The organism is Streptomyces sp. NBC_00683, assembly GCF_036226745.1.
Taxonomy (GTDB): Bacteria; Actinomycetota; Actinomycetes; order Streptomycetales; family Streptomycetaceae; genus Streptomyces.
Window position 1 is genome coordinate 1,425,063 of sequence record NZ_CP109013.1, and the last position, 24,368, is coordinate 1,449,430.

Sequence of the window (24,368 nt, forward strand, 5' to 3'; positions counted from 1 at the left end):
AACGAGGTCCTTCACAGGGTCCTTGACGGGGTCGGGCACCGGTTCCTTCACGGCTGCCTCCGGGACGCGCGCAGACCGTGGTACCAGGCGAGGGCGCGGCGTTCGACGAGTTGGAGGAGCACGGAGAGCAGGAAGCCGAGGAGGCCGAGCAGGAGGATGCCGCTCCACATCTCGGGGATCGCGAAGCCGCGCTGGAACTGCACGATGGCGAAGCCGAGGCCGTTGCTGGCCGCGAACATCTCGCTGATCACCATCAGGATGATCCCGATCGAGAGTGCCTGCCGAAGTCCCGTGAAGATCTGGGGACTTGCGGAGCGCAGCAGCAGGTGGCGCAGGCGGACGCCGCCCCGCAAGCCGTACGCGCGGGCGGTCTCGCTCAGGACGGGGTCGACCGCCCGCACACCCTCGACCGTGTTGAGCAGGACGGGCCAGACGCAGCCGCTCGCGATGACGAAGATCTTCATCGTGTCCCCGATCCCGGCGAACAGCATGATGACGGGGACGAGGACCGGCGGGGGTACGGCCCGGAGGAATTCGAGCACGGGCTCGGTCGCGGCCCGCACCCGTCTGTAGGAGCCGATGACGATCCCGGCGGCAACCCCCAGGACGGCCGCCACGGAGAATCCGGCGAGCAGGCGCAGGATGCTGGGCAGGACGTCGGCGGAGATCCGGTCCCCGGTCCAGACGTCCCCGAAGGCGGTGAGGATGGTGCGCAGGGGCGGCGAGTAGACCTGGGTGCTCGTGTCGGAGGCCACCCACCAGACAGCGAAGAGGACGGCCGGCAGCCCGAGGGCGAACACCACTTGGGCGAGGGCGCGCCTCATACGGCCACCTCGCCGCGGACGGACTGGTGCCAGGCGAGCGCCCGGCGCTCCACGGCGCGCGCGCCGACGTTGACGACCAGGCCGAGCAGACCGGTGACGACCACCAGGGCGTACATCTCGGGGACGGCCTGCGAGGTCTGCGCGACGGCGATCCGTGCGCCCAGCCCCGGGGATCCGATGACGAGTTCGGCGGTGACGGCGAGGATCAGCGCGACGGAGGCGGCGAGCCGGACGCCGGTCATGACGTACGGCAGGGCGGTGGGCCACACGACATGGCGGATGCGCGCCCGGGCGGAGAGGCCGTAGCTGCGGGCCGTCTCGTCGGGGACCGGGTCGACGTCCTGTGCCCCGTACAGCACCTGGACGAGGATCTGCCAGAAGGCGGCGTAGACGACCAGGAGCAGGGTGGAGCGCAGGTCGGTGCCGTAGAGCAGGACGGCGAGGGGGATCAGGGCCACCGAGGGTATGGGGCGGAGGAACTCGACCGTGGACGCGGTGGCGCGGCGCAGGTACGGGACGCCGCTGATGACGGTTCCGGCGGCGACGCCCAGCACCGTGGCGATCAGCAGGCCGACGGACCACCCGGTGAGGGTGTCGCCGAGCGCCGTCCAGAACGCGGGGTCGGCCAGTTCGTCCGCGAGTGCGCCGGCGATACGGCTCGTGGGCGGCAGGTAGTCGGGCGAGACCAGGCCGGTGCGCGGGACGACTTCGACGAGGGCGAGGAAGCCGGCCAGTCCGGCGAGGCCGAGTGCGGCGTCGACCGGACCCTGCCGGACTCCTCGGCCGCGTGCCGCGGGGGTCTTCGTCGGTGTGTCGGTCGTCATGGCAGGAGTGCGTCCAGGTCCGGGGTGCCGGAGAGGAGACCGTCGCGCTCACCGAGCCGGCCGAGGGTATCGAGGGATGCCCGGTTCGGTTCGGCCGGCCACTTGGGCAGGGTCATCGCCTGGAGCGTCGACTCGGGGATCTTGGTGTAGGTGGTGAGGACCTTGCGGACCTCGTCGGGGTGGCTGTCGGCGTAGGCCAGGGACTCCCGGGTCGCTTCCTGGAACTTCTTCACCAGCTCCGGGTTCTTCTGGGCGTACTGCTGCGAGGTGAAGTAGAGGGCGACCGTCAGGTCCGGTGCCAGGTCGACGAAGTTGGACGCGATGACACGGCCGCCCTTGCCCTTGACGGTGGCGAGCGCGGGTTCGACGACCCAGGCGGCGTCGACCTGTCCGCCGTCGAGCGCGGCCGGCATCTGATCGAAGGGAAGCTCGACGAATCCGACCTTCGAGGGGTCTCCGCCGGCCTTGCGGACCGACTCGCGCACGGAGGTGTCGCCGATGTTCTTGAGGGTGTTGACGGCGACCTTCCTGCCCTCGAGATCCTTGGCGGTCTTCAGCGGGCTGTTCCCCTTCACCACGATGCCCGCGAAGTCCCCGCCGTCCTTGCCGGTCGAGGCGACACCGTTGGCGACGGCCTTGACGGGGACGTTCTTGTCGGCGGCGATCATCAGCGAGGTGACGTTGGAGAAGCCGAACTGGAACTGGCCGCTGACCACGCCGGGCACGATCGCCGCGCCTCCCTGGGCGCCCACGAGCGTCAGGTCGATGCCCCGCTTGCTGTAGAAGCCCTTCTCCTTGCCCAGGTAGACGGGTGCGACATCGACGATCGGGATGACTCCGACCTTGACGGCGGCCTTCCCGCCCTTCGACGAGGTGGACGGGTCCGACGATCCACAGGCCGCTGTCGTGGAGACGAGGAGCGCGGCGGTGAACCCGACAAGCAGACGACGCATGGTGCCCCCGGAGTGGTGGTGGCGCTCGACATGGCGTGCGGGGAACGAACAGTGGTTCCCGGTGGGAACATAGGGCTGCCCGCCGAGGGGGGTCAACCACCGTGCACCGACCCTTCTGCCTTGGTGCCACTGCTTTCTGAGAAGGCATCAGGTCCATTGACGCCGCCTCGGCCGCCCCCTAGCGTGCACCTGGCGCACAGGTGTGCGCGCTCTCGCGACGGAGGGTCGACCGATGGACGGACAGGCGCGTGAGCCGCACTTCGTGCAGTCCTTCGAGCGCGGCCTCGCCGTCATCCGCGCCTTCGACGCGGACCGTCCGGAGCTCACCCTGAGCGAGGTGGCGCGGGTCTGCGACATCACGCGGGCCACGGCCCGCCGGTTCCTGCTGACACTCGTCGACCTCGGCTACATGCACACCGACGGGCGGCTCTTCCGGCTCACCCCGCGCGTCCTCGAACTGGGCTACGCCTACATATCCAGCTACTCCTTGCCCCATGTGGCCGAGCCCCATCTGGAGAGGCTCGTCTCGGAGGTCCGGGAGTCGTCGTCGCTCTGCGTGCTGGACGGGGACGACATCGTGTACCTGGTACGGGTGCCGACCACCCGGATCATGACGGCGTCCATCACGGTGGGCACCCGGTTCCCCGCCCTGGTGACGTCGGTCGGCCGGGTACTCGTCGCACACCTGCCGGAGAGCGAGATCGGACCCCGGGTGCGCCGCGCGCAGATCGAACCGTTCACGGACCGGACGGTCGTCGGGCCCGATCTGCTGCTCCACGAGCTGCGCCGGGTCCGCAGGCAGGGCCACGCCATCGTCGACCAGGAGCTGGAGGAGGGGCTGCGTTCGGTGGCGGCTCCCGTCAGGGACCGGGAGGGGACAGTGGTCGCGGCGGTGAACATCCCCGTGCACGCGAGCCGGAACTCGGTCGACTCGATCCGGCGCGACCTGCTGCCGCCGCTCCTGGCCACGGCCGCCCGGATCGAGGCGGACCTCAGGGTCGTACCGCAGGGCACCGCGCGCGCACGCTGAACCAGGCCTGCCCGCCGCCGGCCGGACGGGCCCTCCTGGGGTCCGTACGCACGTACGCCATCGCATAGGCTCGTCGACGATATGAAGAGCTACCTCACACCGCTGGGGTCCAAGGCGGACAAGGACACGGTGCGACGTCACAACCTGAGCCTCGTGCTGCGCGCGGTACGGGACGAGGGCGAGGCCGGCGAGGCGACCCGCGCCGGGGTGTCGGCCCGGGTGGGGCTCACCAGGGCCGCGGTGTCCTCCCTCGTCGAGCAACTGCTGGACAGCGGTTTCGTCACCGAGTCCGGCAAGACGTTCAGCGGGCAGGCAGGGCGCCCCGGCACCGCCCTGAAGGTGGCCCGCACCGGCCCCGCGGGCCTCGGTGTGGAGATCAACATCGACTACGTGTCGGTGTGCGTCGTGGACCTGGCGGGGACCGGCCGGGTCCGGCAGACCGAGCACCTGGACAACCGCGGCGCCCCGCCCGGCGAGGTGCTGGCGAGGGCCGCCGCGATCGCCGCGCGCACCCTGGACTCGGCGCGGGAGCAGGACCTGTACCCGGTCGGGGCGACGCTCGCACTGCCGGGACTCGTCTCGGGCGGTTCGGTCCGCCAGGCGCCCAACCTGGGCTGGAACCGGGTCGCGGCGCAGGACCTGTTCGCGGAGGCCCTGAGCACACTGCGCCCCGGTGCGCCCGGGCTGCCGGTGCGCTCGGAGAACGAGGCGAACCTGGCGGCGCTGGCGGAGCTGTGGTTCGGCGGGCTCGGTACGGTCCGCACCTTTCTGTATCTGACGGGCGAGATCGGTGTCGGCGGCGCCCTCGTGCTGGACGGCGAACTGCTGCGCGGTGCGCACGGGTTCGCCGGGGAGATCGGGCACGTGGTCCTGGACCCGGCCGGTCCGGAGTGCCGGTGCGGCTCGCGCGGCTGCCTCGAGCAGTACGCCGGCCAGACGGCGCTGCTCCGCTCGGCAGGGATCGAGGAGGCCGGCGGCGGGGCCACCGGGGTCATGGAGCTGGAGCGCCGCGCTCAGGCCGGTGAGGCCCGGGCGCTCGCCGCCATCGCCGAGGCGGGTCTGATGCTGGGGCGCGTCCTGTCCGGCGCGGTGAACCTCTTCGACCCGGACGCGGTGGTGCTCGGTGGGATCTACCGGAGCCTGATGCCGTGGCTCTCGCCGCCGGCCGACGACGAGCTCACGGGCCGCGTGGTGTCGGGCCTCTGGTCGCGGGGCAGCGGCCGGCTGCGCGCGTCGTCCGTCGCGGGGGACGCGGCGCGGGGCGCGGCGGCGCTGGTGGTGCAGGACGTGCTGGCGGATCCGGTGGCGTACGCACGGCCCGCCCCGCCGGAGGCCTGACCACCGGCTGTACGGGGACGGGCCGGCCCGCCCCCGTGGGAGGCCGCCGTCAGCGCACGCCCAGCAGGTGGTCCATCGCGAGCTGGTCCAGGGCCTCGAACGCCATGCCTCGCTCTGCGGCGGCGGTGACGTCGAACTCCTCGTACGCCGAGCGGTCCGCGAGCAGCCCCGCGACGCCGTCGGCCGCGGTGGGCCGGGCCAGCTCGTCCAGGCGGGAGGCGGTCAGGGCCTCCTGCACGGCCGGGTCGGCGCGGAAGGCCGCGGCGCGCTCCTTGAGGATCAGGTAGTTGCGCATGCAGCCCGCGGCGGAGGCCCAGACACCGTCGTAGTCCTCGGTGCGCGGCGGCTTGAAGTCGAAGTGGCGCGGACCCTCGTAGCCGCTCTCCAGCAGGTCGACGAGCCAGAACGCCTGGCGCAGGTCGCCCGCGCCGAACCGCAGGTCCTGGTCGTACTTGATGCCGGACTGGCCGTTGAGGTCGATGTGGAACAGCTTGCCCGCCCACATCGCCTGGGCGATGCCGTGCGGGAAGTTCAGGCCTGCCATCTGCTCATGGCCGGTCTCCGGGTTGACGCCGACCAGCTCGGGGCGCTCCAGGCGCTCGATGAACGCCAGCGCGTGCCCGATGGTAGGCAGGAGGATGTCGCCGCGGGGCTCGTTCGGCTTGGGCTCGATCGCGAAGCGGAGGTCGTAGCCCTGCTCGGTGACGTAGTCGCCCAGCAGGTCGAAGGCCTCCTTCATGCGGTCCAGCGCCACGCGGACGTCCTTGGCGGCGCCGGACTCGGCGCCCTCGCGGCCGCCCCAGGCCACATACGTGGTGGCGCCCAGCTCGACGGCCAGGTCGATGTTGCGCAGGGTCTTGCGCAGCGCGTAGCGGCGCACGTCGCGGTCGTTCGCGGTGAACGCGCCGTCCTTGAACACCGGGTGCGTGAAGAGGTTGGTGGTGGCCATCGGCACGATGAGCCCGGTGGCGTCCAGAGCCTGCCGGAACCTCTTGACGTGGCCCTCGCGCTCCGTGTCCGTGGAGCCGAAGGGGATGAGGTCGTCGTCGTGGAACGTCACACCGTAGGCGCCGAGCTCCGCCAGCCGCCGGACGGATTCGACCGGGTCGAGAGCTGCCCTGGTGGCGTCACCGAACGGGTCGCGGCCCTGCCAGCCCACGGTCCACAGGCCGAAGCTGAACTTGTCCGCAGGGGTGGGCGTGAAGCGTTCCGTCATCGTCTGTCCGCCTTCTCATGCGTCGGCTCCGGCACCGGCCGCCCCGGCCGGACCAATTTGTTCAGTCGCATGACTAATCATGCACGGGGCACCTCGCCGACGTAACCCCTCGGACGACGAAACGGGGGCCGCCTCTGTTCCCGACGCCGTCGATCACGTAATTTGTTTGTCGCACAACCAAAATCTGCGCGCCCCCTTGCGTACCACCGGAACCCCTGCACGAGAAGAGGTAGCCCATGCCGCCGCGTACCGTCGTCATCGGCGTGGACAGCTCCACCCAGTCCACCAAGGCGGCCGTCACCGACGCCGAGACGGGCGAGCTGCTCGCCGTCGGCCGCGCCCCGCACGTGGTCACCGGCGAGGGCGGGGCACGCGAGAGCGACCCCGAGGTCTGGTGGCGGGCGCTGTGCGACGCCGTCGCAGCCGGGCTCAAGGAGTCCGGGCTCTCCGCGTCCGCCGTCACCGGCATCGCCGTGGCCGGACAGCAGCACGGACTGGTCGTGCTCGACGAGACCGGCCGACCGCTCCGCCCCGCCCTGCTGTGGAACGACACCCGCTCGGCCCCGCAGGCCGCCGCCCTCACCGCCGCGCTCGGCGGACCCGAGGCCTGGACCGCCCGCACCGGCTCCGTGCCGGTCGCGGCGATGACCGCGTCCAAGTGGCAGTGGCTGCGCGAGAACGATCCGGCGAACGCCGCCGCGGCCGCGGCCGTACGGCTGCCGCACGACTTCCTGACCGAGCGGCTCGCGGGCACCGCCGCGACGGACCCGGGCGACGCCTCGGGCACCTGCTGGTACTCGACCGCCACCGGCGCGTACGACACCGAGCTGCTGGACCTGCTCGGCCTGGACGCCTCGCTGCTGCCCCCGGTCGCCGCCACCGGCGCGACCCGGATCGGCTCGCTGACCGCTGCCGCGGCCGAGTCCCTCGGCCTGCCGGCCGGGATCGCCGTCGCAGCCGGTACCGGTGACAACATGGCCGCCGCCGTCGGCCTCGGTCTCGGCGGCGCCGGACTCCTGGACCACCCCGTCCTCAGCCTCGGCACCTCCGGCACGGTCTTCGCCGCGTCCAGGGCCAGGCCCGCGTCCACGGCCCTCTCCGGGTTCGCCGCGGCGGACGGTACGTACCTCCCGCTGGCCTGCACGCTCAACTGCACCCTCGCCGTCGACAAGGTCGCCACGCTGCTCGGCCTGCACCGCGACGACGCGACGCCGGGCGGCGCCACCGTGCTCCTCCCCTATCTGGACGGCGAACGCACCCCGGATCTGCCCACCGCGTCCGGTCTCCTCACCGGGCTCCGGCACGACACGACCCCGCAGCAACTGCTGGGCGCCGCCTACGAGGGCGCGGCCTTCACCGTGCTGCGCGCGCTCGACGAACTGCTGCGGTCGTGCGGTCTGGACCCGGCCGACCCCGATGTCGCCGGCCGGCCGCTGCGGCTCATCGGCGGCGGCGCCCAGGGCCGCACCTGGGTGGAGACCGTGCGCCGCCTCTCCGGGCGGCCCCTGATCGTGCCCGGCAGCGGCGAACTGGTCGCACTCGGCGCGGCGGCTCTCGCCGCGTCGGCGGCCGGCGGCGGCGACCCGGTCGCGGTGGCGACCCGCTGGAACGAGAAGGCCGAGGACACTCAACTCCCGCCCGTGGAACGCGATACGGAGACGTGGGAGCGGGTCGGCTCGGTGCTGGAACAGGCGTCCGGGCCGCTGCTCGGCGGCTGAGCCCGGGACGCGAACAGGCGTCCCGCGGACTGCTTTTGGGGATGACCGCGGATCTTCAATAGGATCCGGCGATGATCACAAGAAAACGGCTGACGGCCGGGGTGTGCGTGCTGCTCGCCACCCTGGCCGCCGGGCTCGGCACCGCGCTCCCGGCCGCCGCCGACGAACCCTCCTCCTCCGCATCGCCCAAGGTCGAACTGGTCCTTGACGTCAGCGGCTCCATGCGTGCCCGCGACATCGACGGCCAGTCCCGGATATCCGCCGCCAAGCAGGCGTTCAACGACGTGCTCGACGCGGTCCCCGAGGAGGTCCAGCTCGGCATCCGGACACTCGGCGCCGACTACCCGGGCGACGACCGGAAGACCGGCTGCAAGGACACCAAGCAGCTCTACCCGGTCGGGCCCCTGGACCGCACCGAGGCCAAGGCCGCGGTCGCCACACTGGCGCCGACCGGCTGGACCCCGATCGGCCCCGCCCTCCTCGGCGCGGCCGACGACCTCGAAGGCGGTGACTCCACCCGGCGGATCGTCCTGATCACCGACGGCGAGGACACCTGCGGCCCGCTCGACCCGTGCGAGGTCGCGCGCGACATCGCGGCCCGTGGGATCCACCTGGTCATCGACACGCTGGGCCTGGTGCCCAACGCCAAGATCCGGCAGCAGCTGACCTGCATCGCCGAGGCCACCGGCGGCACCTACACAGCCGTCCAGCACACCGAGGAACTCTCCGGCCGCGTCAAACAGCTGGTGGACCGGGCCGCCGAGCCCGTCGTCACCCCGGTGGCGACCGAGGGCGCGGGCAGCTGCTCCGAGGCACCCCAGCTGAAGGCCGGTCTGTACACCGACCGCCAGGAGTTCGGCAAGCACCGCTGGTACCGGGTGGACGTGCTGCCCGGTCAGGAGCTGCGCGCCTCGGTGAGCGTGGCCGCGGACCGCGCCGTCAACAACGACTACGGCGTGCTGCTGCGGGCGGTGACCGCGCACGGGCGCGAGATCGTCCGGGGCGCTGAGTCCGGCACCGGACGTACGGATGTGATCTCCTCCGGCCTGCGCTACCCGAAGGCCGAACAGGACGGCACGGACAGCGATGTGAAGCCCGCCGCCGAGACCGTCTGCCTCCAGCTCAGCAACTCCTTCTCGGCGCCCGCGTCCGTGAAGACGACCCCCGGCATGCCCGTCGAGCTGACCATCGACCTGGTGGCCGCGCCCGACGAGGCCGCCGACGCGGCCGCGTTCGGACTCGGCCGTGGCTGGTGGCTGCTGGGCGTCATGGTCCTGACCGGGCTGGTCGCCGGCCTGCTGACCGGCTGGATCTCACGCTGGCGCGTCGCCGTATGGAGGACCAACTGATGCGTACCACCCGCAGGAACACCGTGATGCGCGCCTGTGCGGTCGCGCTGCTCGCCGGAGTCACCCTGTTCACCTCGGCGGGCGGTGCTGTCGCCGACGACCCGTCGGCGAGCGCGAGCCCCGCCGAGGACGGCAAGGCCGGCCCGACCGAGGCGGGCACCACGTTCCGTACCGCCACCGCGATCCAGCAGGACATGACCGCCACCGCGGACGCCTCCACGGGTGACTACCTGTACTGGGTCTTCCCCGCCGACACCGGTCAACGCCCCACCGTCCGGGCGAAGGTCACCCTGCCCGGGAGTGCGGCCAGGCACGGTGCGTCGACCTGGCAGGTCGATGTGTACGACGGGCTGCGCCGTCGCCAGGCCTGCATGTACGGCCACCAGACCAGGAAGGCGGCGGCGGACGCGGAATCCGTCGAGCTGTCCTGTGTGCTGCGTACGGTGCGGGCGTGGTCGGAGCCGTGGGCGGACGACCCGCTGCCCGGCAGCTACTACGTACGCCTGACGGTCGTCGGTGCGGCCGAGGAGGACCTGGGCCTGCCGGTCCACGCCGAGACCGAGGTGACCTCCGTCGACAGTGGCGGTGCCCACGACGTGGGCGGCGAGCTCGCCGAACCTCTCGTGCCGGGCGCGTCCTCGGTCGAACAGGCCGCCGACACGGGCGACGGCACGGACAAGCCCAGGGTCTCGCTCGGCAGCGAGCCGGAGGACGGCTGGGCCTCCGGCTGGTGGACGGACCGTTGGCTGTGGACGGTGGGCGGCGGCGTACTCGCGGCGCTGGCAGCCGTGTTCGGCTACGGCCTGACCCGCGGCGGCGGCCGTCCTTCCCGGGTCCCGCCGGGCGTCTGACGCGTTCCGTCGAACGGAGGGCTGCCGACCGGGCTCTGTGCCCCGGCCGGCGGCCCTCCGGCGTGTCCGGGCATCACCTGGCGCAGTCCTCCGAGGAGATGGGCCCGGAACGCCGCGTCGCGGTACGCCTCGCGTGTGTGCCCGAGCGCGGTGTAGAAGACGCGGGCGCCGCCGTACTCATGGGTCCAGACGAGCGGGTGGTCCGTGCCCATGCCCCCTCCGTCGTACGAGGACTCGTCGGCGGAGGCCAGCACCCGCACGGTGTCGCGCGGGACCGTCCGGAAGTCGTACCACTCGTCGGTGAAGTCCCAGCGGGGCCCGAGGTGCCGGGTCGCCGGGTGGTCGCGGTCCGCCACGAGGACGGTGCCCGGCTGGAGCGCGGGATGGCGTGCGAAGCGGGCGCCGAGGAGCTCGCCGTAGAACGGCCAGCCGTACTCGGTGCAGGCCGCGGCGTGCACGCCCATGAAGCCGCCGCCCGCCGCGCAGTGGGCCCGGAGCCCCTCGCGGCCCTCGGGGGTGAGGACGTCGCCGCTGGTGGAGAGGAACACCACGGCCCCGTAGGCCGCGAGGCCGTTCTCGAACACCTCCGGGCTCTCCGTCGCGTCGACGGCGAACCCGTGGTCCGCACCCAGATCCCGGAACGCGGCGATGCCGTCGGGGATCGATGCGTGCCGGTAGTCGGTGGTGCGGGTGTACACCAGGACGCCAGGCGGGCCGGTGGTGGGCATCGACGGCTCCTCGGACGAACGGACACGGCAGGCCCTGCGGCCCCGGCGCGCCACGATGCGAAACGGTCTTGCACGGGGGGACGGACCGGGTTTGGCTGATCGTATGCAGCAACCGCTTTCTCTGCCACGGCAGCTCTCCGCCCTCGACCACCGCTACCGGGGCGAACACCCCATCCGTACCCTCGGCTACCTCCTGCGCCCCGACCGGCGCCGGCTCGCTCTCGGTGTGGCGGCCTTCATCGTCAAGCACAGCCCCATCTGGCTGCTTCCGCTGATCACCGCGAACATCATCGATGTCGTCGTCCAGCACCGCCCGGAGCGGGAACTGTGGGCGAACGCGGGCGCCCTGCTCTTCGTGCTCGTGCTCAACTACCCGCTGCACCTGCTGTATGTGCGCTGCCTGAACGGCAGTGTACGGCGCATGGGCACCTCGCTGCGCGACGCGCTCTGCCGCCGGATGCAGCAGCTGTCCATCGGCTACCACTCAAGGACGAGCGCCGGGGTCCTGCAGGCCAAGGTGGTGCGGGATGTGGAGACCGTCGAGCAGATGGTCCAGCAGTCCGCCGACATGGGGCTGGCCGGCATCGTCACGCTGACCGGTGGTCTCGTCGTCATCGCCGTGCGGGTCCCCTCCTTCCTTCCGGTGTTCCTGGTGGTCGTCCCGCTCGCCGCCCTCCTGGTCATGAAACTGCGGTCCAGGCTGCGCAGTCACAACGAGTCGTTCCGGCAGGAGGTCGAGCAGCTGTCCGCGCGGGTCAGCGAGATGACGAGCCTGATCCCCATCACCCGGGCCCACGGCCTGGAGCACGCGGCGCTGGGCCGTGTCGACGGCTCGCTGCGCCAGGTGCTGCTCGCGGGTCTGCGCCTCGATCTGCTCAACGGCCGCTTCGGCGCGCTCGCCTGGATCCTCCTGAACTCACTGGGTGTCGCCTGCCTCGCGGGCTCGGCCCTCGTCGCCTACCACGGCTGGCTGCCGATCACGGCGGGCGATGTCGTCATGCTGAGCGCCTTCTTCACCACCCTCACCGGATCGATGTCGACGCTGCTGAGCCTGGCCCCCGTCATCAGCAAGGGCCTGGAGTCGGTCCGTTCGGCCGGCGAGGTGCTCCAGGCGCCCGACCTGGAGAACAACGCGGGCAAGGACCTGGTGGAGCGGGTGGAAGGCCGCATCGACTTCGAGCAGGTCGGATTCGCGTACGAGGGTTCGGGCGGCGCCGCGGTGGAGGACTTCACCCTGTCCGCCCGCCCTGGTGAGACGGTGGCGCTGGTGGGGGCGTCGGGCGCCGGCAAGTCGACCGTACTGAACCTCCTCATCGGCTTCATCCGGCCAACATCGGGACGGATCCTGCTCGACGGCACGGACATGGCGACGCTCGATCTGCGCAGCTACCGGCAGTTCCTGTCCGTGGTACCGCAGGAGTCGATCCTGTTCGAGGGCACCATCAGGGACAACGTCACCTACGGCATGGGCGATACGGACGAGCGGGCGGTCCGCCGCGCGCTCGCGGACGCCAACGCGCTGGAGTTCGTCGACGCACTGCCCGACGGCATCCACACGGTCGTGGGTGAGCGCGGCGCACGGCTCTCGGGCGGGCAGAAGCAGCGCCTCGCCATCGCACGCGCCCTGATCCGCGATCCGCGGGTGCTGATTCTGGACGAGGCGACGTCCGCCCTGGACACCCGGTCGGAGGCGCTGGTCCAGGAGGCGCTGGCCCGGCTGGTGCACGGCCGCACGGTGTTCGTGGTGGCGCACCGGCTCTCCACGATCCGGGCGGCGGACCGCATCGTGGCGATGGACCGGGGCCGCATAGCCGAGGTGGGTACGCACGAGGAGCTGGTGCGCGGGGGCGGGGTGTACGCGGGGCTCCAGCCGAAGCGGCCGGCATAGGACCGTCACGTTCGAACACCTGTCAGGCTGGGAGCTACGCTCAGCAACTCACTTACACCACACGGCAGATGACGGGAGTCCCTCATGTCCACGGAAACCGGTGCGGCTGTCGATGCCGAGCCGCGCGGCCATTCGCTCGTACCGGGTCCGAAGGGGCTGCCCCTCCTGGGGAGTCTGCCGCAGTTCGGCAAGGACCCGCTCGCCTTCTTCGAGCGGCTGCGCGGGTACGGGTCCATGGTGAGCTGGCGCTTCGGCCGCAACAACTGCGTGTTCATCTCCGACCCCGACTGCATAGGCGAGCTGCTCACCGAGACGGAACGCACCTTCGACCAGCCGCTGCTGGGGATCGCCTTCCGCACGGTGATGGGCAACGGCGTGGTGGTCGCGCGCGGTCCGGACTGGCGGCGCAAGCGTTCGCTGGTGCAGCCGTCGGTGCGGCCCAAGCAGGTGAAGTCGTACGCGTCGACGATGACGGACTGCACGGTGGACCTCGCGGACACCTGGTCCGGTGGCGAACGCATCGACATCAAGAGGGAGATGGCGGCCCTGACCCAGAAGATCGCGGTCCGCACGATCTTCGGGGTGGACACCCCTGCGGACGCGGAGTCGATGGGCCGGGCGATGGACATCGCCCAACAGGAGATCGGCAAGGAGTTCAGCGGTCTCGGCGCGATCCTGCCCGACTGGGTGCCGACGCCCGGCCGGGCCAGGATCAAGAAGGCCGCCGCGGTGATCGACGCCGAGGTCGGCCGGGTGGTGGCCCGCCACCGCGACGGTGACGGCGAGCGCCCCGACCTGCTGAGCCGGCTGCTCACCGCGGTGGACGAGACCGGCGCGCACCTCACCGACGAGGAGATACGCGACGAGACGGTCACCCTGTACATCGGCGGGCACGAGACGACCAGTTCGACTCTGGTGTGGGCCTGGTACCTGCTGTCCCGCAACCCCGAGGCACGGGCGGCGCTCACCGAGGAGCTGGACCGGGTGCTGGGCGACCGGGAGCCCGGCATCGACGACTACGCGCAACTGACCTACGCCCAGGCGGTGGTGAAGGAGACCCTGCGGCTGTACCCGACGATCTGGCTCGTCACCGGGATCGCGAAGGAGGGGGCCCGGATCGGCGGCGTTCCGATGCCGGAAGGCACCCGGGTGTGGAGCAGTCAGTGGGCGACGCACCGGGACGAGCGCTGGTTCCCCCGGCCGGAGGTGTTCCGTCCGGAGCGCTGGGACCCGGAGCACGGGGACGAGATCCATGAGTACGCCTGGTATCCGTTCGGCGGCGGCCCCCGTGTCTGCCTCGGTACGCGCTTCGCGATGGTCGAGGCGGTCCTGGTCCTCGCCGTCCTGGCGCGCCGGTTCGAACTGGAGGTGGACCCGGGCGTGATCAACCCCATGCCGACACTGACGCTGCAGCCGGACCGGGAGGTCATGGCGACCGTGCGGCGGACGCGCCGACCCTCTCAAGGTTGACCTCAAGCTGACTTGAGGTCATAGCGTTCCATGCGTAGGACCCGACTCCGGAGGCACTCGCATGGACATGGAAGTCACGGCGTGGACATCGCTGCACAGCACGATGAACGCGCAGCAGGACCGCAGGCCCTTCTCCCGGGCGACGCTGCGCCGCATCGCGGCGTTCGCCCGGCCGCATCGGGGGCGGATCCAGCGCTTCCTGCTCCTCAGTGTGGCCACCGCGCTGCTCGCGGTGGCCACACCCGTGCTCGCCGGACGCGTCGTCGACGCGATCGTGCAGGGCCGGGACACCGGTACGGTCACACGGCTCGCCCTGCTCATCGCCCTGATCGCCGTTTCGGAGGCCGGGCTCGGTCTCCTCACCCGGTGGCTGTCCGCCACGCTCGGCGAGGGACTGATCCTCGATCTGCGTACGGCCGTCTTCGACCATGTGCAGCGGATGCCGGTCGCCTTCTTCACCCGGACCCGGACCGGTGCGCTGGTCAGCCGGCTCAACAATGATGTGATCGGCGCACAGCGGGCCTTCAGCAGCACCCTGTCCGGCGTGGTCTCCAATTCCGTCACCCTGCTGCTGACACTGGCCGTGATGCTCACGATCTCCTGGCAGATCACTCTGCTCGCCCTGGTCCTGCTGCCGGTGTTCGTCGTCCCGGCCCGCCGGATGGGTTCCCGCATGGCGGCGCTGCAGCGCGAGGCGGCCGGCCACAACGCCACCATGGGCACACAGATGACCGAGCGCTTCTCGGCGCCGGGCGCGACCCTCGTCAAACTCTTCGGCCGCCCCGCCGACGAGTCCACCGCGTTCGCCGCCCGCGCGGGCCGTGTCCGCGACATCGGCGTCCGTACGGCCATGCTCCAGTCCACGTTCATCACGGCACTCACCCTGGTGTCCGCCCTGGCCCTCGCGCTGGTCTACGGACTCGGCGGCCACTACGCGCTGCGGGGCAGCCTCGAACCCGGGGCGGTCGTCGCGCTCGCTCTGCTGCTCACCCGCCTCTACGCCCCGCTGACGGCACTGGCCGGTGCCCGCGTCGAGGTGATGAGCGCCCTCGTCAGCTTCGAGCGGGTCTTCGAGATCCTCGACCTGAAGCCGCTCATCGCCGAGAAGCCGGACGCCCGCCGGGTGCCGGACGGTCCGGTGTCCGTGGAGTTCGACGGAGTGTCCTTCGGCTACCCGTCGGCCGACAAGGTCTCCCTCGCCTCGCTGGAGGAGGTCGCCACGCTCGACTCACGGGGCGGTACGCAGGTCCTGCACGACGTCTCCTTCACCGCCCGGCCCGGACGGATGGTCGCGCTCGTCGGTTCGTCCGGCGCGGGCAAGTCGACGATCGCGCAGCTGCTGCCGCGGCTGTACGACGCCGATGCGGGCTCCGTACGGCTGAACGGCGTCGACGTACGCGATCTGACCGCCGACTCCATCCGCGAGACCCTCGGCATGGTCACCCAGGACGGGCACCTCTTCCACGAGTCGGTGCGCGCCAATCTGCTCCTGGCCAGGCCGGAGGCCACGGAGGAGGACATCTGGGACGCACTGCGCCGGTCCCGTCTGGACGGCCTCGTGGCCTCCCTGCCCGAGGGCCTGGACACGGTGGTCGGCGAGCGTGGTTACCGGCTCTCCGGTGGCGAGCGGCAACGGCTGACCATCGCCCGGCTGCTGCTGGCCCGTCAGCGGGTCGTCATCCTCGACGAGGCGACCGCGCACCTGGACTCGACCTCGGAAGCAGCCGTCCAGGAGGCCCTGGCCGAAGCGTTGGAGGGCCGCACCGCACTGGTGATCGCCCACCGGCTGTCCACGGTGCGGGCCGCCGACCTGATCCTGGTCATCGAGGAGGGCCGGGTCGCCGAACGGGGCACGCACGAGGAGCTGCTGGCCATCGGCGGACGGTACGAGGAGCTGTACCGCACCCAGTTCGAACGCCCGGGCAGCGAGGCGGCGGCCCGGCCCGTGGCCGGCTGACCGCCGCCCGGGCGGACGCGTTTCAGGTACGGGGGGACATGGGCTCCGAGCTCAGTTCTTGAGGCCGGACATGAGGTCACGCATGTCGCTGATCATGGCCGCGTGGTGAGGGGACAGATCGGGAAGGTCCGGCTCCTCACCGCTCTCGTCCCCGCCGGGCATCTCGCCCTGTTCCTCACTCCAGTACTCCGAGGACGCGGAGAGGCTCAGCGAGAGGACCGCGCCGCCTTCGAGCACCCACAGGTCCGTGTAACCGTCGTCCGAGGTCCTCAGATAGGCCGTTCCGCCGAGGTCCGGAACGCTCTCCAGCTTCGCCTCACGGTCGATCCAGGGACCGGCCGTCCGCAACCGTGCTTCGAACTCGGCGCCGGGGTCGGTCTTCTTGTGCAGTTCCACGGTGATCCCGACGGTGTACTCGATGGACCAGCCGCTCGCGGGCTGCTCCTCCCCGGACCGGGACCTCAGCTGGATGAAGCACGTGACCTGGTCGAGTGCCTCGTGCTTCGACAGCTCCGACTCGGTCGCGTTCGCGGCTTCCCTCGGGGTGATCGCCGTGCCGATCGACTGCAGCCGGAGCGAGGGGCAGGGATCGCGGTCCAGCCGGTACCCGTGCATGTCCGGTGACCGGTCCCCCACCCCGTAGGAGAACAGCGCCGCCGCCCAGAGAGCCGACGCCATGGCCGCCCCGCCGAGTGCCCACAGCCACGGCCTGCGCCGCCGGCTGTCCGGCACCCGGTCGAGGTCGCCCATCACCTCAGGGGTTTCGACCGCGCCGAACTCCCCCACCATCTCCGGCTCGGAAATCAACCCGTCCCCCTCGGTCGCGCCCACTGCTGTCCTTGCCATGATCGCAGCAGCGGCCACCGGGTGTTCGGCTCCCGGGCAACGTCACCGGTCCAGCCACTTCTTCCAGGTGCCGGGGTTCTCCTTGATCCAGCGCTCGGCCGCCTCGCCGGGCGCCAGCCGCTCGGAGGCGATCATTTCGGACACCTTGTTCTGGTCCTTCTCCGACCAGTTGAACTTCTTCAGGAAGGCCGCGGCCTCGCCGCCCCGCTTGGAGAAGTCCGCGTTGAGGTACTTCTGCAGCGGGGTCTGCGGGTAGGCGCAGTCGATGTCGGCCGGGTCCTTGGCCCCGCACGCGTCGGTGTACTCGGGGAGCTTCACCTCGACCATCGGCACCTCGTTGAACAGCCACTGCGGCTGGTACCAGTAGCTCAGGAAGGGCTTCTTCTCCTTGGCGAACTGCTGGATCTGAGTGATCTGCGCGGCCTCGGAGCCGGCGAAGACGACCTTGTAGTCCAGGCCGAGGTTCTTGACCAGCGCCTTGTCGTTGGTGACGTAGGACGGTGAACCGTCCATCAGCTGGCCCTTGTCACCGCTCTCCGGGGTGCGCAGCTCGTCGGCGTACTTGTCGAGGTTCTTCCACTCGGTGACGTCGGGGTGCTCGTCCGCCCAGTACTTGGGGACGTACCAGCCGATGTGACCCGTGACGCCGAGGTCGCCCCCGGGGACGATGGTCTTCTTGTCCTGGATGTACAGCTTCTCCTGGTCGGGGTGGCCCCAGTCCTCCAGGATGGCGTCCACGCGCCCCTGGCTGAGGGCGTCCCAGGCGGGGACCTCGTCGGTCTGGACGAGGTCGACGCGGTAGCCCAGTTCGTCCTCCAGGAGCTTCTGGGCGACGGCCACGTTGGCCTGGGCGCCGACCCAGGACTGCACGGAGAGCGTGACGGTCTTGATGTCGGCGGGGGCGGCGAACGGGGACGCCTGCTTCGTCATGTCCGCCGCACCGCAGCCGGTGACGGCCAGCAGGGCTGCGGCCGAGGCGAGGGTCGCGGACGTGCGCAGGTGTGCGCGGGTACGGGTGCGAGCCATGTCAGCTCTCCTTCCGGCGGCGTCGGGTGGTGGGCTGGGTGACCCGGTCCAGCATCAGCCCGAGGCAGACGATGGCCGCACCGGCGACGAGGCCGGTGGCCAGGTCGCCCTGGGCGAGGCCGAACACGACGTCGTACCCGAGTGCTCCGGAACCGACGAGGCCGCCGATGATGACCACCGCGAGGACCAGGACGACGCCCTGGTTGACGGCGAGCAGCAGTGCGGGCCTGGCCAGCGGCAGCTGGACCTGGCGCAGTTGCTGTCCGGGGGTGGCGCCGAGCGAGCGTGCGCACTCCATCGCGGCCGGGTCGACGCCCCGCAGCCCCTGCGTGGTGATGCGGACGACGGCGGGCAGGGCGTAGACGACGGCTGCCGCGGCGGCGGGGGCGCGGCCGACGCCGAAGAGGGCGACGACCGGGATGAGGTAGACGAACTGCGGCATGGTCTGGAAGACGTCCAGGACGGGGCGCAGCAGCCGTTCGAGGCGTTCGCTGCGTGCGGCGCCGATCGCGATGGCGAAGCCGAGGACCAGGGTGACCGCGACGGCGGCGACGACCTGGCTGAGCGTGTCCATCGAGGGCCCCCAGACACCGAGGACCCCGATGGCGGCCATGGCCAGCACGGCCGTCAGGGCGGTGCGCCAGGTGCCGATGGTCCAGGCGAGCGCGGCGACGACCAGCAGGACGGACCACCAGGGCAGGCCCTGCAGTCCGCTGCGCAGCGGGTTGAGGATCCAGCTGGTGAAGTGGGCGGCCCAGTCGGCTGTGCCCCCGATGACGGGGACACCGGTGTACAGGTGGTCGACCATCCAGTCCTTGGCGGTGTTGACGGGGCCCGCGATGGCCACGATCCCGCCCTCGGGCCAGATACGGCCGCCGGTGAACCGTCCGACGACGGCGACGGCGGCGGCGATCGCCGCGGCGAGTCCCCAGCCGCGCAGCCCGCGCAGGGCGACGGGCCCGGTGGGTTCCGCGCCGATCCTCCGGCCTGCCGCCTCGGTCGTACGGTCGAGGACGACGGCCAGCAGCACGATGGGGATGCCCGCGGCGAGGGCGGCACCGACGTCGACGGAGGACAGTGCCTGGTAGACGCGGTCGCCGAGACCGCCGGCGCCGATGATGGACGCGATGACGGCCATCGAAAGGGCCATCATGATCGTCTGGTTGAGGCCGAGGAGCAGTTCCTTGCGGGCAAGCGGCAGCCGTGCCGTCAGCAGCCGCTGCCTGCCGGTCGCGCCCAGCGAGGCGACGGCCTCCATGACACCTGAGTCGGCGCCGCGCAGGCCGAGTGCGGTGAGCCGTGCCATCGGCGGAGCCGCGTAGACGACGGTCGCGAGGACCGCGCCGGGCACTCCGATGCCGAAGACCAGCACGACGGGCAGCAGGTACGCGAAGGCGGGCAGCACCTGCATGGTGTCGAGGACGGGCCGCAGAACCCGGAACGTGCGGTCCGACAGTCCGGCGGCGAGCCCGAGGAGCATGCCGAGCACCACGGAGGCGAGCACGGCGACGATCATGAGCGCGAGCGTCTGCATGGTCGGCACCCACATGCCGAGCAGTCCGCAGACGCCGAAGCAGAGGGCGGCGGTCAGCGCGAGCCGCAGTCCGGCCACCCGCCAGGCGACGACCGCGGCGAGGGCGGTGACACCGGCCCAGCCGAGCGCGAGCAGCACCAGGTACACGCCGCGCACGGACAGGACGACGGCGTTGCTGATGTGGCCGAAGAAGTAGAGGAAGAGCGGGTGGCTGTCGCGGTTGGCGATGATCCAGTCGTTGACCTCGCCGAGCGGCTCGGTCAGGTCGACGGTCAGGGCGGCGGGCCAGACGCCCCCGCCCCACTGCGCGTGGAGCATCGGAACGGCGACTGCGGCGATCGCCAGCAGGATCAGGAGCTTGCCGAGTGCGGGGCGGCCGCGCAGGGCGGCGAGGGGTCCGCTGCCCGGGGGGCCTGCTGCGGCCGTGGTGGCGGCCTGGGCGGTTGCCATCAGACGCTCACCTCGTGGGCCCCCGTGCCCGCGACCACGTCGAGCAGGCAGGCATGGTCGACGATGCCGACCAGCCTGCCGTCGTCCATGACCCGTGCCGTCCGGTCGCCGGAGCGGGCGACCGCCTCTATGGCCTCGAAGACGGTGGCCTCGGGGCGCAGTGCCGGGCCGTGTTCGCTCTCTCCGGCGGCCGGGGGCCGCATGGCGGTGGAAACGGTGAGGACCTGTTCGCGCGGTACGTCGCGTACGAACTCGCGCACGTAGTCGTCGGCGGGCGACCCGACGATCTCCTCGGGGGTGCCGAGCTGCACGATGCCGCCGTCACGCATCAGGGCGATGCGGGTGCCCAGGCGCAGTGCCTCGCTCAGGTCGTGGGTGATGAAGACCATGGTGCGGCCCTCGTCCTTGTGCAGCCGGACGACTTCGTCCTGCATCTCCCTGCGGATCAGCGGGTCGAGTGCGCTGAACGGTTCGTCGAACAGGAGGACGGACGGGTCGACGGCGAGTGCGCGGGCCAGCCCGACGCGCTGCTGCTGGCCACCGGAGAGCTGGGCCGGGCGGCGGCTCTCGAGACCGGTCAGGCCGACCTTGTCCACCAGCTCGGCCGCCCTGGCGCGACGTTCGGCCTTGCCGAGGCCCTGGATCTCCAGGCCGTAGGCGACGTTGTCCAGGACGGTGCGGTGCGGCAGCAGCCCGAAGTGCTGGAAGACCATCGCGGCACGGTGGCGGCGCAGTTCGCGCAGCCGGGTGCGGTCCATGGCCAGGACGTCCTCGCCGTCGATGGCGACGGTGCCGCTGGTGGGCTCGATCAGCCGGGTGAGACAGCGGACGAGGGTGGACTTGCCGGATCCCGACAGGCCCATGACGACGAAGACCTCACCCTTCTTCACGTCGAAGGAGACGTTGCGTACGGCGGCGGTACAGCCGGTGCGTGCCCGCAGTTCGGCGGCGGGCAGATCCGCGTACTCACTGCCGGGGATGCGGTCGGCCTTGGGGCCGAAGACCTTCCAGAGGTCGCGGACGCTGAAAACAGGGGTACTGGCTTCGGTCATCGGACATCGCCTCCGGCGGTCGGGGCTGCTGAGAGCAGTTCGGCGCACTTCTCGCCCACCATGAGCACGCCGATCATGGGGTTCACCGCGGGCATGGTCGGGAAGACGGACGCGTCCGCGATACGGATGCCCTGCAGGCCGCGGATGCGCAGCTGGGGGTCGACCACCGCGGCGGTGTCCTCCCGGTCGCCCATCCGGCAGGTGCCGGCCGGGTGGTAGACGGTGTGCGCGACCTTGCGGGCGTACTCGCTGATGTCCTCGTCGGAGGTCACCTCCGGGCCGGGGCACACCTCGCGCGTGAGCCAGTGGGCCAGCGGTTCGGTCCTCGCGATCTCGCGGGCGAGCTTGATCCCGTCGACCAGGGTGCGGCCGTCGTAGTCGTCCTCGTCCGTGAAGTAGCGGAAGTCCAGGGCGGGTTTGACCTCGGGGTCGGCGCTCGTGAGGTACAGCCGGCCGCGGCTGCGCGGCTTGGGGATGTTCGGGGTCATCGACACCCCGTGCGCGGGCTTCTCGTAGCCGAGGCGCTCCGGGTTGTCGGTGAAGGGGATCTGGTAGAAGTGGAACATCAGGTCGGGGCCCCGGGATTCGGGATCCCTGCGTACGAACAGTCCCGCGTCCGAGTCCATGGCGGAGTTCTCCGGGATGGGCCCGTCGGTCTCCCAGACGATGACCGACTCCGGGTGGTCGAGCAGGTTCTCCCCGACGCCCGGGAGGTCGTGGACGACGGGGATGCCCAGGTCCTTCAGGTCCTTCGCCGGTCCGACTCCGGAGTGCATGAGCAGTCGCGGGGTGTCCACCGCGCCCGCGCAGACGATGACTTCACGGGCCGCGCGCAGCAGCACCTCCTCGCCGTCCGCGGTGCGCACGTGCACGCCGGTGGCGCGGTTGCCCTCGAACTCCAGCCGGTACGCCCAGGTCTCCAGCAGGATCTCGAGGTTGGGGCGGTCACCGGCCTCGATGTGCGGGTGGAGGTAGGCGACGGACGCGGACGACCGCTTGTTGTTCTCCGGGTGGTAGGCGAGGTCGAAGAAGCCGGCGCCCTCGTGGAAGGGCTTCTTGTTGAAGCTGTCGACGCGCGGGACCCCGGCCGCCGCCTGCGCCGCGTCGACGAAGTCGCGGGCGATGGCGTTCCTGTCCTTCTCGTCGACCGGCACGATGTTGTTGCGCAGCCGGGCGAAGTACGGGTCCATGGACGCCGCGTCCCAGCCCTCGGCTCCCGCCTCGGCCCACTCGTCCCAGTCGCCGGGCAGCGGCTTGAAGCTGATCAGCGTGTTGTGCGAGGAGCAGCCGCCGAGGACCCGGGCCCTGCTGTGCCGGATGTGGGAGTTGCCGCGCGGCTGTTCGGTCGTGGGGTAGTCGTAGTCGAGGTCACCGCCGAGGAGTCCGAGCCAGCGGCGCAGGGTGAGGACGTCGTCGCGGTCGATGTCGGTGGGGCCGCCCTCGATGACCGTGACGGTGACGTCGGGGTCCTCGGTGAGGCGGGAGGCGATCACCGAGCCGGCGGTGCCGCCGCCGACGATCACGTAGTCGACAGTTTCGGGGCGTGCGGTGCGGGGGGACGGGGGCATCGGTCACTGCTCCTTCTGCAAGGTGCTTGCGTGTGCGTGGTGCTGCGAACAGCCGGGGGTACGTCAGGGGACGGCGACCGGCTCAGCCCGCGAACCAGCGCTGCGGACGCGGGTTGAGGTTCTGGTAGATGTGCTTGGCCTCGCGGTACTCCGCGAGCCCGGTGGGCCCGAGCTCACGGCCCGTACCGGACTTGCCGAAGCCGCCCCACTCCGCCTGCGGGAGGTACGGGTGGTAGTCGTTGATCCAGACGGTGCCGTGCCGCAGCCGTCCCGCCACGCGTCGGGCACGGCCCGCGTCGGTGGTCCAGACGGCGCCCGCGAGCCCGTAGTCCGTGTCGTTGGCGAGCCGGACGGCCTCTTCCTCGGTACTGAAGGTCTCGACGGTCAGGATCGGCCCGAAGGTCTCCTCGCGGACGACCCGCATCTCCCGGTGGCAGGCGTCCAGGACGGTCGGACGGTAGAAGTAGCCGCTCGCGGGCCGTACGTCCGAGGGTTCGGGGCGGGCGCCGCCCGAGCGCACGATCGCGCCCTCCGCGCGGGCAGAGGCGACGAACGCCTCGACCTTGGCCAGCTGCTGGGCGGAGACGAGCGGGCCGCATTCGACGCCGTCCACGGTGCCGCGGCCGAGCCGGATCGCGTCGGCACGGCGGGCGAGCTCGGTGACGAAGCGTTCGGAGACGGATTCCTGGATGATGAGCCGGCTCCCGGCGGAGCAGACCTGGCCGCTGTGGAAGAACGCCGCGTTCAGTGCCTGGTCGACGGCGGTGTCGAAGTCCTCGTCTGTGGCGCACGCGTCGGCGAAGACGACGTTGGGGTTCTTGCCGCCGAGTTCCAGGGCGACCTTCTTGACCGTGGGTGCGGCGGCCAGGGCGACCTTCGTACCGCTGGCGAGGCCGCCGGTGAAGGAGACCAGGTCCACGTCCGGGTGCTCGGAGAGCCGGGCTCCCACGGGGTCGCCCGCGCCGGTCACGAGGTTGGCCGCGCCGTCCGGCAGACCCGCCTCGGAGAGCAGCCGGACGAGGTGGACGGTCGAGAGCGGCGTGACCTCGCTGGGCTTGAGCACGAAGGTGTTGCCGGCGGCGAGCGCCGGTGCGATCTTCCAGCTGGCCTGGAGCAGCGGGTAGTTCCACGGGGCGATCAGGGCGCAGACGCCGACGGGCTCGTGGACCACGACGCTGTGGACATCGGGGTCGCCCGCGTCGACGACCCGGCCGCCGCTCTCGTTCATCACGAGGTCGGCGAAGTAGCGGAAGGCGTTGGTCACGTCGTCGACGTCGACGCGCCCCTCCTCCAAGGTCTTGCCGGTGTCGCGGCTCTCGGTGATCGCGATCTCCTCGCGGTCCCGCTGGAGGAGGTCGGCGACCCGGCGCAGCAGCCCGGCACGCTCGGCGACGGGCCTGTGCGGCCAGGGGCCGTCGTCGAAGGCGCGGCGCGCGGCGGCGACGGCCGCGTCGGTGTCGTCGGAGCCGCCCTCGGCGACGAGGGCCAGGACGGTGGCGTCGGCAGGGTCGAGGATCTCGCGCGTCGCGCCCGAGGCCGCGGCCTGCCAGGCCCCGTCGATGTGGATGGTGTCCAGCACCGTCGCGGGATGAGCCGACGAGGGGTGAGCCGACATGTAGTGATCTGCCTTCCGTGCCTGAATCGCTCCGCACCGGTCCGGCCGAGCACTGTTCCGCGCGGGTGCACCGGGATGAGGGCGCACCAGCGGCCTGGACACCTGTCCAGGCCGGCGGAATGTATGCCGAG

Annotated in this window: 19 protein-coding genes; 8 read left to right on the forward strand and 11 right to left on the reverse strand. The window is 71.5% G+C overall.

What is annotated here, in order from left to right:
* Positions 1 to 47: 47 nt before the first annotated feature.
* From OG257_RS06375 to OG257_RS06385, 3 genes are read right to left on the reverse strand one after another with little or no spacing between them, the layout of a single operon-like run.
* The gene (locus OG257_RS06375; RefSeq protein WP_329205504.1) at positions 48 to 824 is read right to left on the reverse strand and encodes an ABC transporter permease; all 777 of its coding nucleotides are present in this window, start codon (positions 822 to 824) and stop codon (positions 48 to 50) included.
* Complete coding sequence (locus OG257_RS06380; RefSeq protein ID WP_329205506.1) at positions 821 to 1,648, reverse strand: ABC transporter permease; 828 nt, start codon at positions 1,646 to 1,648, stop codon at positions 821 to 823. The genes OG257_RS06375 and OG257_RS06380 overlap by 4 nt, the downstream gene beginning before the upstream one ends.
* The gene (locus tag OG257_RS06385) at positions 1,645 to 2,601 is read right to left on the reverse strand and encodes an ABC transporter substrate-binding protein (RefSeq protein WP_329205507.1); all 957 of its coding nucleotides are present in this window, start codon (positions 2,599 to 2,601) and stop codon (positions 1,645 to 1,647) included. The genes OG257_RS06380 and OG257_RS06385 overlap by 4 nt, the downstream gene beginning before the upstream one ends.
* Positions 2,602 to 2,833: 232 nt before the next feature.
* Here OG257_RS06385 and OG257_RS06390 point away from each other — a divergent pair, with 232 nt between their 5' ends.
* Positions 2,834 to 3,631, forward strand: coding sequence for an IclR family transcriptional regulator domain-containing protein (locus OG257_RS06390; RefSeq protein ID WP_329205509.1), 798 nt, complete (start codon positions 2,834 to 2,836; stop codon positions 3,629 to 3,631).
* Positions 3,632 to 3,712: 81 nt separating this feature from the next.
* A complete protein-coding gene (locus tag OG257_RS06395; RefSeq protein ID WP_329205511.1) occupies positions 3,713 to 4,969 on the forward strand; it encodes an ROK family protein in 1,257 nt (418 codons plus the stop codon).
* 49 nt (positions 4,970 to 5,018) lie between these two features.
* Here the strand turns inward: OG257_RS06395 and xylA are convergent, their stop codons facing one another.
* Positions 5,019 to 6,185 carry a xylose isomerase gene (xylA, locus tag OG257_RS06400; protein WP_329205512.1) on the reverse strand — a complete coding sequence of 389 codons (1,167 nt, stop codon included), beginning with the start codon at positions 6,183 to 6,185 and terminating at the stop codon, positions 5,019 to 5,021.
* A gap of 236 nt (positions 6,186 to 6,421) precedes the next feature.
* Between xylA and xylB the strand changes: the two genes are divergently transcribed.
* The 3 genes from xylB (at position 6,422) to OG257_RS06415 (ending at position 10,103) form a co-directional block, all read left to right on the forward strand.
* A complete protein-coding gene (gene xylB, locus OG257_RS06405) occupies positions 6,422 to 7,903 on the forward strand; it encodes a xylulokinase (protein ID WP_329205514.1) in 1,482 nt (493 codons plus the stop codon).
* A 71-nt stretch (positions 7,904 to 7,974) separates the two neighbouring features.
* Entirely contained in the window at positions 7,975 to 9,252 is a 1,278-nt protein-coding gene (locus OG257_RS06410) for a VWA domain-containing protein (protein WP_329205516.1), read from the forward strand.
* Positions 9,252 to 10,103, forward strand: coding sequence for a hypothetical protein (locus tag OG257_RS06415; RefSeq protein ID WP_329205517.1), 852 nt, complete (start codon positions 9,252 to 9,254; stop codon positions 10,101 to 10,103). The genes OG257_RS06410 and OG257_RS06415 overlap by 1 nt, the downstream gene beginning before the upstream one ends.
* Here OG257_RS06415 and OG257_RS06420 read toward each other — a convergent pair.
* Positions 10,049 to 10,831: a ThuA domain-containing protein gene (locus tag OG257_RS06420; RefSeq protein ID WP_329205519.1), complete on the reverse strand. Its 783-nt coding sequence runs from the start codon at positions 10,829 to 10,831 to the stop codon at positions 10,049 to 10,051. The genes OG257_RS06415 and OG257_RS06420 overlap by 55 nt on opposite strands.
* Positions 10,832 to 10,934: 103 nt before the next feature.
* On the opposite strand from OG257_RS06420, the gene OG257_RS06425 reads away from it, so the two are divergent.
* The 3 genes from OG257_RS06425 to OG257_RS06435 all read left to right on the forward strand — a co-directional run bounded on the left by OG257_RS06425 (position 10,935) and on the right by OG257_RS06435 (position 16,146).
* Complete coding sequence (locus tag OG257_RS06425) at positions 10,935 to 12,719, forward strand: ABC transporter ATP-binding protein (RefSeq protein ID WP_329205520.1); 1,785 nt, start codon at positions 10,935 to 10,937, stop codon at positions 12,717 to 12,719.
* A gap of 84 nt (positions 12,720 to 12,803) precedes the next feature.
* A complete protein-coding gene (locus OG257_RS06430; RefSeq protein ID WP_329205521.1) occupies positions 12,804 to 14,189 on the forward strand; it encodes a cytochrome P450 in 1,386 nt (461 codons plus the stop codon).
* Between the two features lie 61 nt (positions 14,190 to 14,250).
* Complete coding sequence (locus OG257_RS06435) at positions 14,251 to 16,146, forward strand: ABC transporter ATP-binding protein (RefSeq protein ID WP_329205523.1); 1,896 nt, start codon at positions 14,251 to 14,253, stop codon at positions 16,144 to 16,146.
* Between the two features lie 51 nt (positions 16,147 to 16,197).
* Here OG257_RS06435 and OG257_RS06440 read toward each other — a convergent pair whose 3' ends face one another.
* From OG257_RS06440 to OG257_RS06465, 6 genes are all read right to left on the reverse strand, one after another.
* Positions 16,198 to 16,992 carry a hypothetical protein gene (locus OG257_RS06440; RefSeq protein WP_329205526.1) on the reverse strand — a complete coding sequence of 265 codons (795 nt, stop codon included), beginning with the start codon at positions 16,990 to 16,992 and terminating at the stop codon, positions 16,198 to 16,200.
* A 42-nt stretch (positions 16,993 to 17,034) separates the two neighbouring features.
* Positions 17,035 to 18,018, reverse strand: a complete 984-nt coding sequence (locus OG257_RS06445) for an ABC transporter substrate-binding protein (protein ID WP_329205528.1) — start codon at positions 18,016 to 18,018, stop codon at positions 17,035 to 17,037.
* Position 18,019: 1 nt separating this feature from the next.
* Positions 18,020 to 20,002, reverse strand: a complete 1,983-nt coding sequence (locus OG257_RS06450) for an ABC transporter permease (RefSeq protein ID WP_329205530.1) — start codon at positions 20,000 to 20,002, stop codon at positions 18,020 to 18,022.
* On the reverse strand, positions 20,002 to 21,054 hold the full coding sequence (locus tag OG257_RS06455) for a quaternary amine ABC transporter ATP-binding protein (protein ID WP_329205532.1): 1,053 nt from the start codon (positions 21,052 to 21,054) through the stop codon (positions 20,002 to 20,004). The genes OG257_RS06450 and OG257_RS06455 overlap by 1 nt, the downstream gene beginning before the upstream one ends.
* Entirely contained in the window at positions 21,051 to 22,622 is a 1,572-nt protein-coding gene (locus OG257_RS06460) for a GMC family oxidoreductase (protein WP_329205533.1), read from the reverse strand. The genes OG257_RS06455 and OG257_RS06460 overlap by 4 nt, the downstream gene beginning before the upstream one ends.
* Before the next feature lie 82 nt (positions 22,623 to 22,704).
* Entirely contained in the window at positions 22,705 to 24,237 is a 1,533-nt protein-coding gene (locus OG257_RS06465) for an aldehyde dehydrogenase family protein (RefSeq protein ID WP_329205535.1), read from the reverse strand.
* Between the last annotated feature and the right edge of the window lie 131 nt (positions 24,238 to 24,368).

Bases quoted from the DNA above. Each gene is read 5' to 3' on its own strand.
- OG257_RS06375 (WP_329205504.1), bottom strand. From the start codon at position 824: ATGAGGCGCGCCCTCGCCCAAGTGGTGTTCGCCCTCGGGCTGCCGGCC.
- OG257_RS06380 (WP_329205506.1), bottom strand. From the start codon at position 1,648: ATGACGACCGACACACCGACGAAGACCCCCGCGGCACGCGGCCGAGGA.
- OG257_RS06385 (WP_329205507.1), bottom strand. From the start codon at position 2,601: ATGCGTCGTCTGCTTGTCGGGTTCACCGCCGCGCTCCTCGTCTCCACG.
- OG257_RS06390 (WP_329205509.1), top strand. From the start codon at position 2,834: ATGGACGGACAGGCGCGTGAGCCGCACTTCGTGCAGTCCTTCGAGCGC.
- OG257_RS06395 (WP_329205511.1), top strand. From the start codon at position 3,713: ATGAAGAGCTACCTCACACCGCTGGGGTCCAAGGCGGACAAGGACACG.
- xylA (WP_329205512.1), bottom strand. From the start codon at position 6,185: ATGACGGAACGCTTCACGCCCACCCCTGCGGACAAGTTCAGCTTCGGC.
- xylB (WP_329205514.1), top strand. From the start codon at position 6,422: ATGCCGCCGCGTACCGTCGTCATCGGCGTGGACAGCTCCACCCAGTCC.
- OG257_RS06410 (WP_329205516.1), top strand. From the start codon at position 7,975: ATGATCACAAGAAAACGGCTGACGGCCGGGGTGTGCGTGCTGCTCGCC.
- OG257_RS06415 (WP_329205517.1), top strand. From the start codon at position 9,252: ATGCGTACCACCCGCAGGAACACCGTGATGCGCGCCTGTGCGGTCGCG.
- OG257_RS06420 (WP_329205519.1), bottom strand. From the start codon at position 10,831: ATGCCCACCACCGGCCCGCCTGGCGTCCTGGTGTACACCCGCACCACC.
- OG257_RS06425 (WP_329205520.1), top strand. From the start codon at position 10,935: ATGCAGCAACCGCTTTCTCTGCCACGGCAGCTCTCCGCCCTCGACCAC.
- OG257_RS06430 (WP_329205521.1), top strand. From the start codon at position 12,804: ATGTCCACGGAAACCGGTGCGGCTGTCGATGCCGAGCCGCGCGGCCAT.
- OG257_RS06435 (WP_329205523.1), top strand. From the start codon at position 14,251: ATGGACATGGAAGTCACGGCGTGGACATCGCTGCACAGCACGATGAAC.
- OG257_RS06440 (WP_329205526.1), bottom strand. From the start codon at position 16,992: ATGGCAAGGACAGCAGTGGGCGCGACCGAGGGGGACGGGTTGATTTCC.
- OG257_RS06445 (WP_329205528.1), bottom strand. From the start codon at position 18,018: ATGGCTCGCACCCGTACCCGCGCACACCTGCGCACGTCCGCGACCCTC.
- OG257_RS06450 (WP_329205530.1), bottom strand. From the start codon at position 20,002: ATGGCAACCGCCCAGGCCGCCACCACGGCCGCAGCAGGCCCCCCGGGC.
- OG257_RS06455 (WP_329205532.1), bottom strand. From the start codon at position 21,054: ATGACCGAAGCCAGTACCCCTGTTTTCAGCGTCCGCGACCTCTGGAAG.
- OG257_RS06460 (WP_329205533.1), bottom strand. From the start codon at position 22,622: ATGCCCCCGTCCCCCCGCACCGCACGCCCCGAAACTGTCGACTACGTG.
- OG257_RS06465 (WP_329205535.1), bottom strand. From the start codon at position 24,237: ATGTCGGCTCACCCCTCGTCGGCTCATCCCGCGACGGTGCTGGACACC.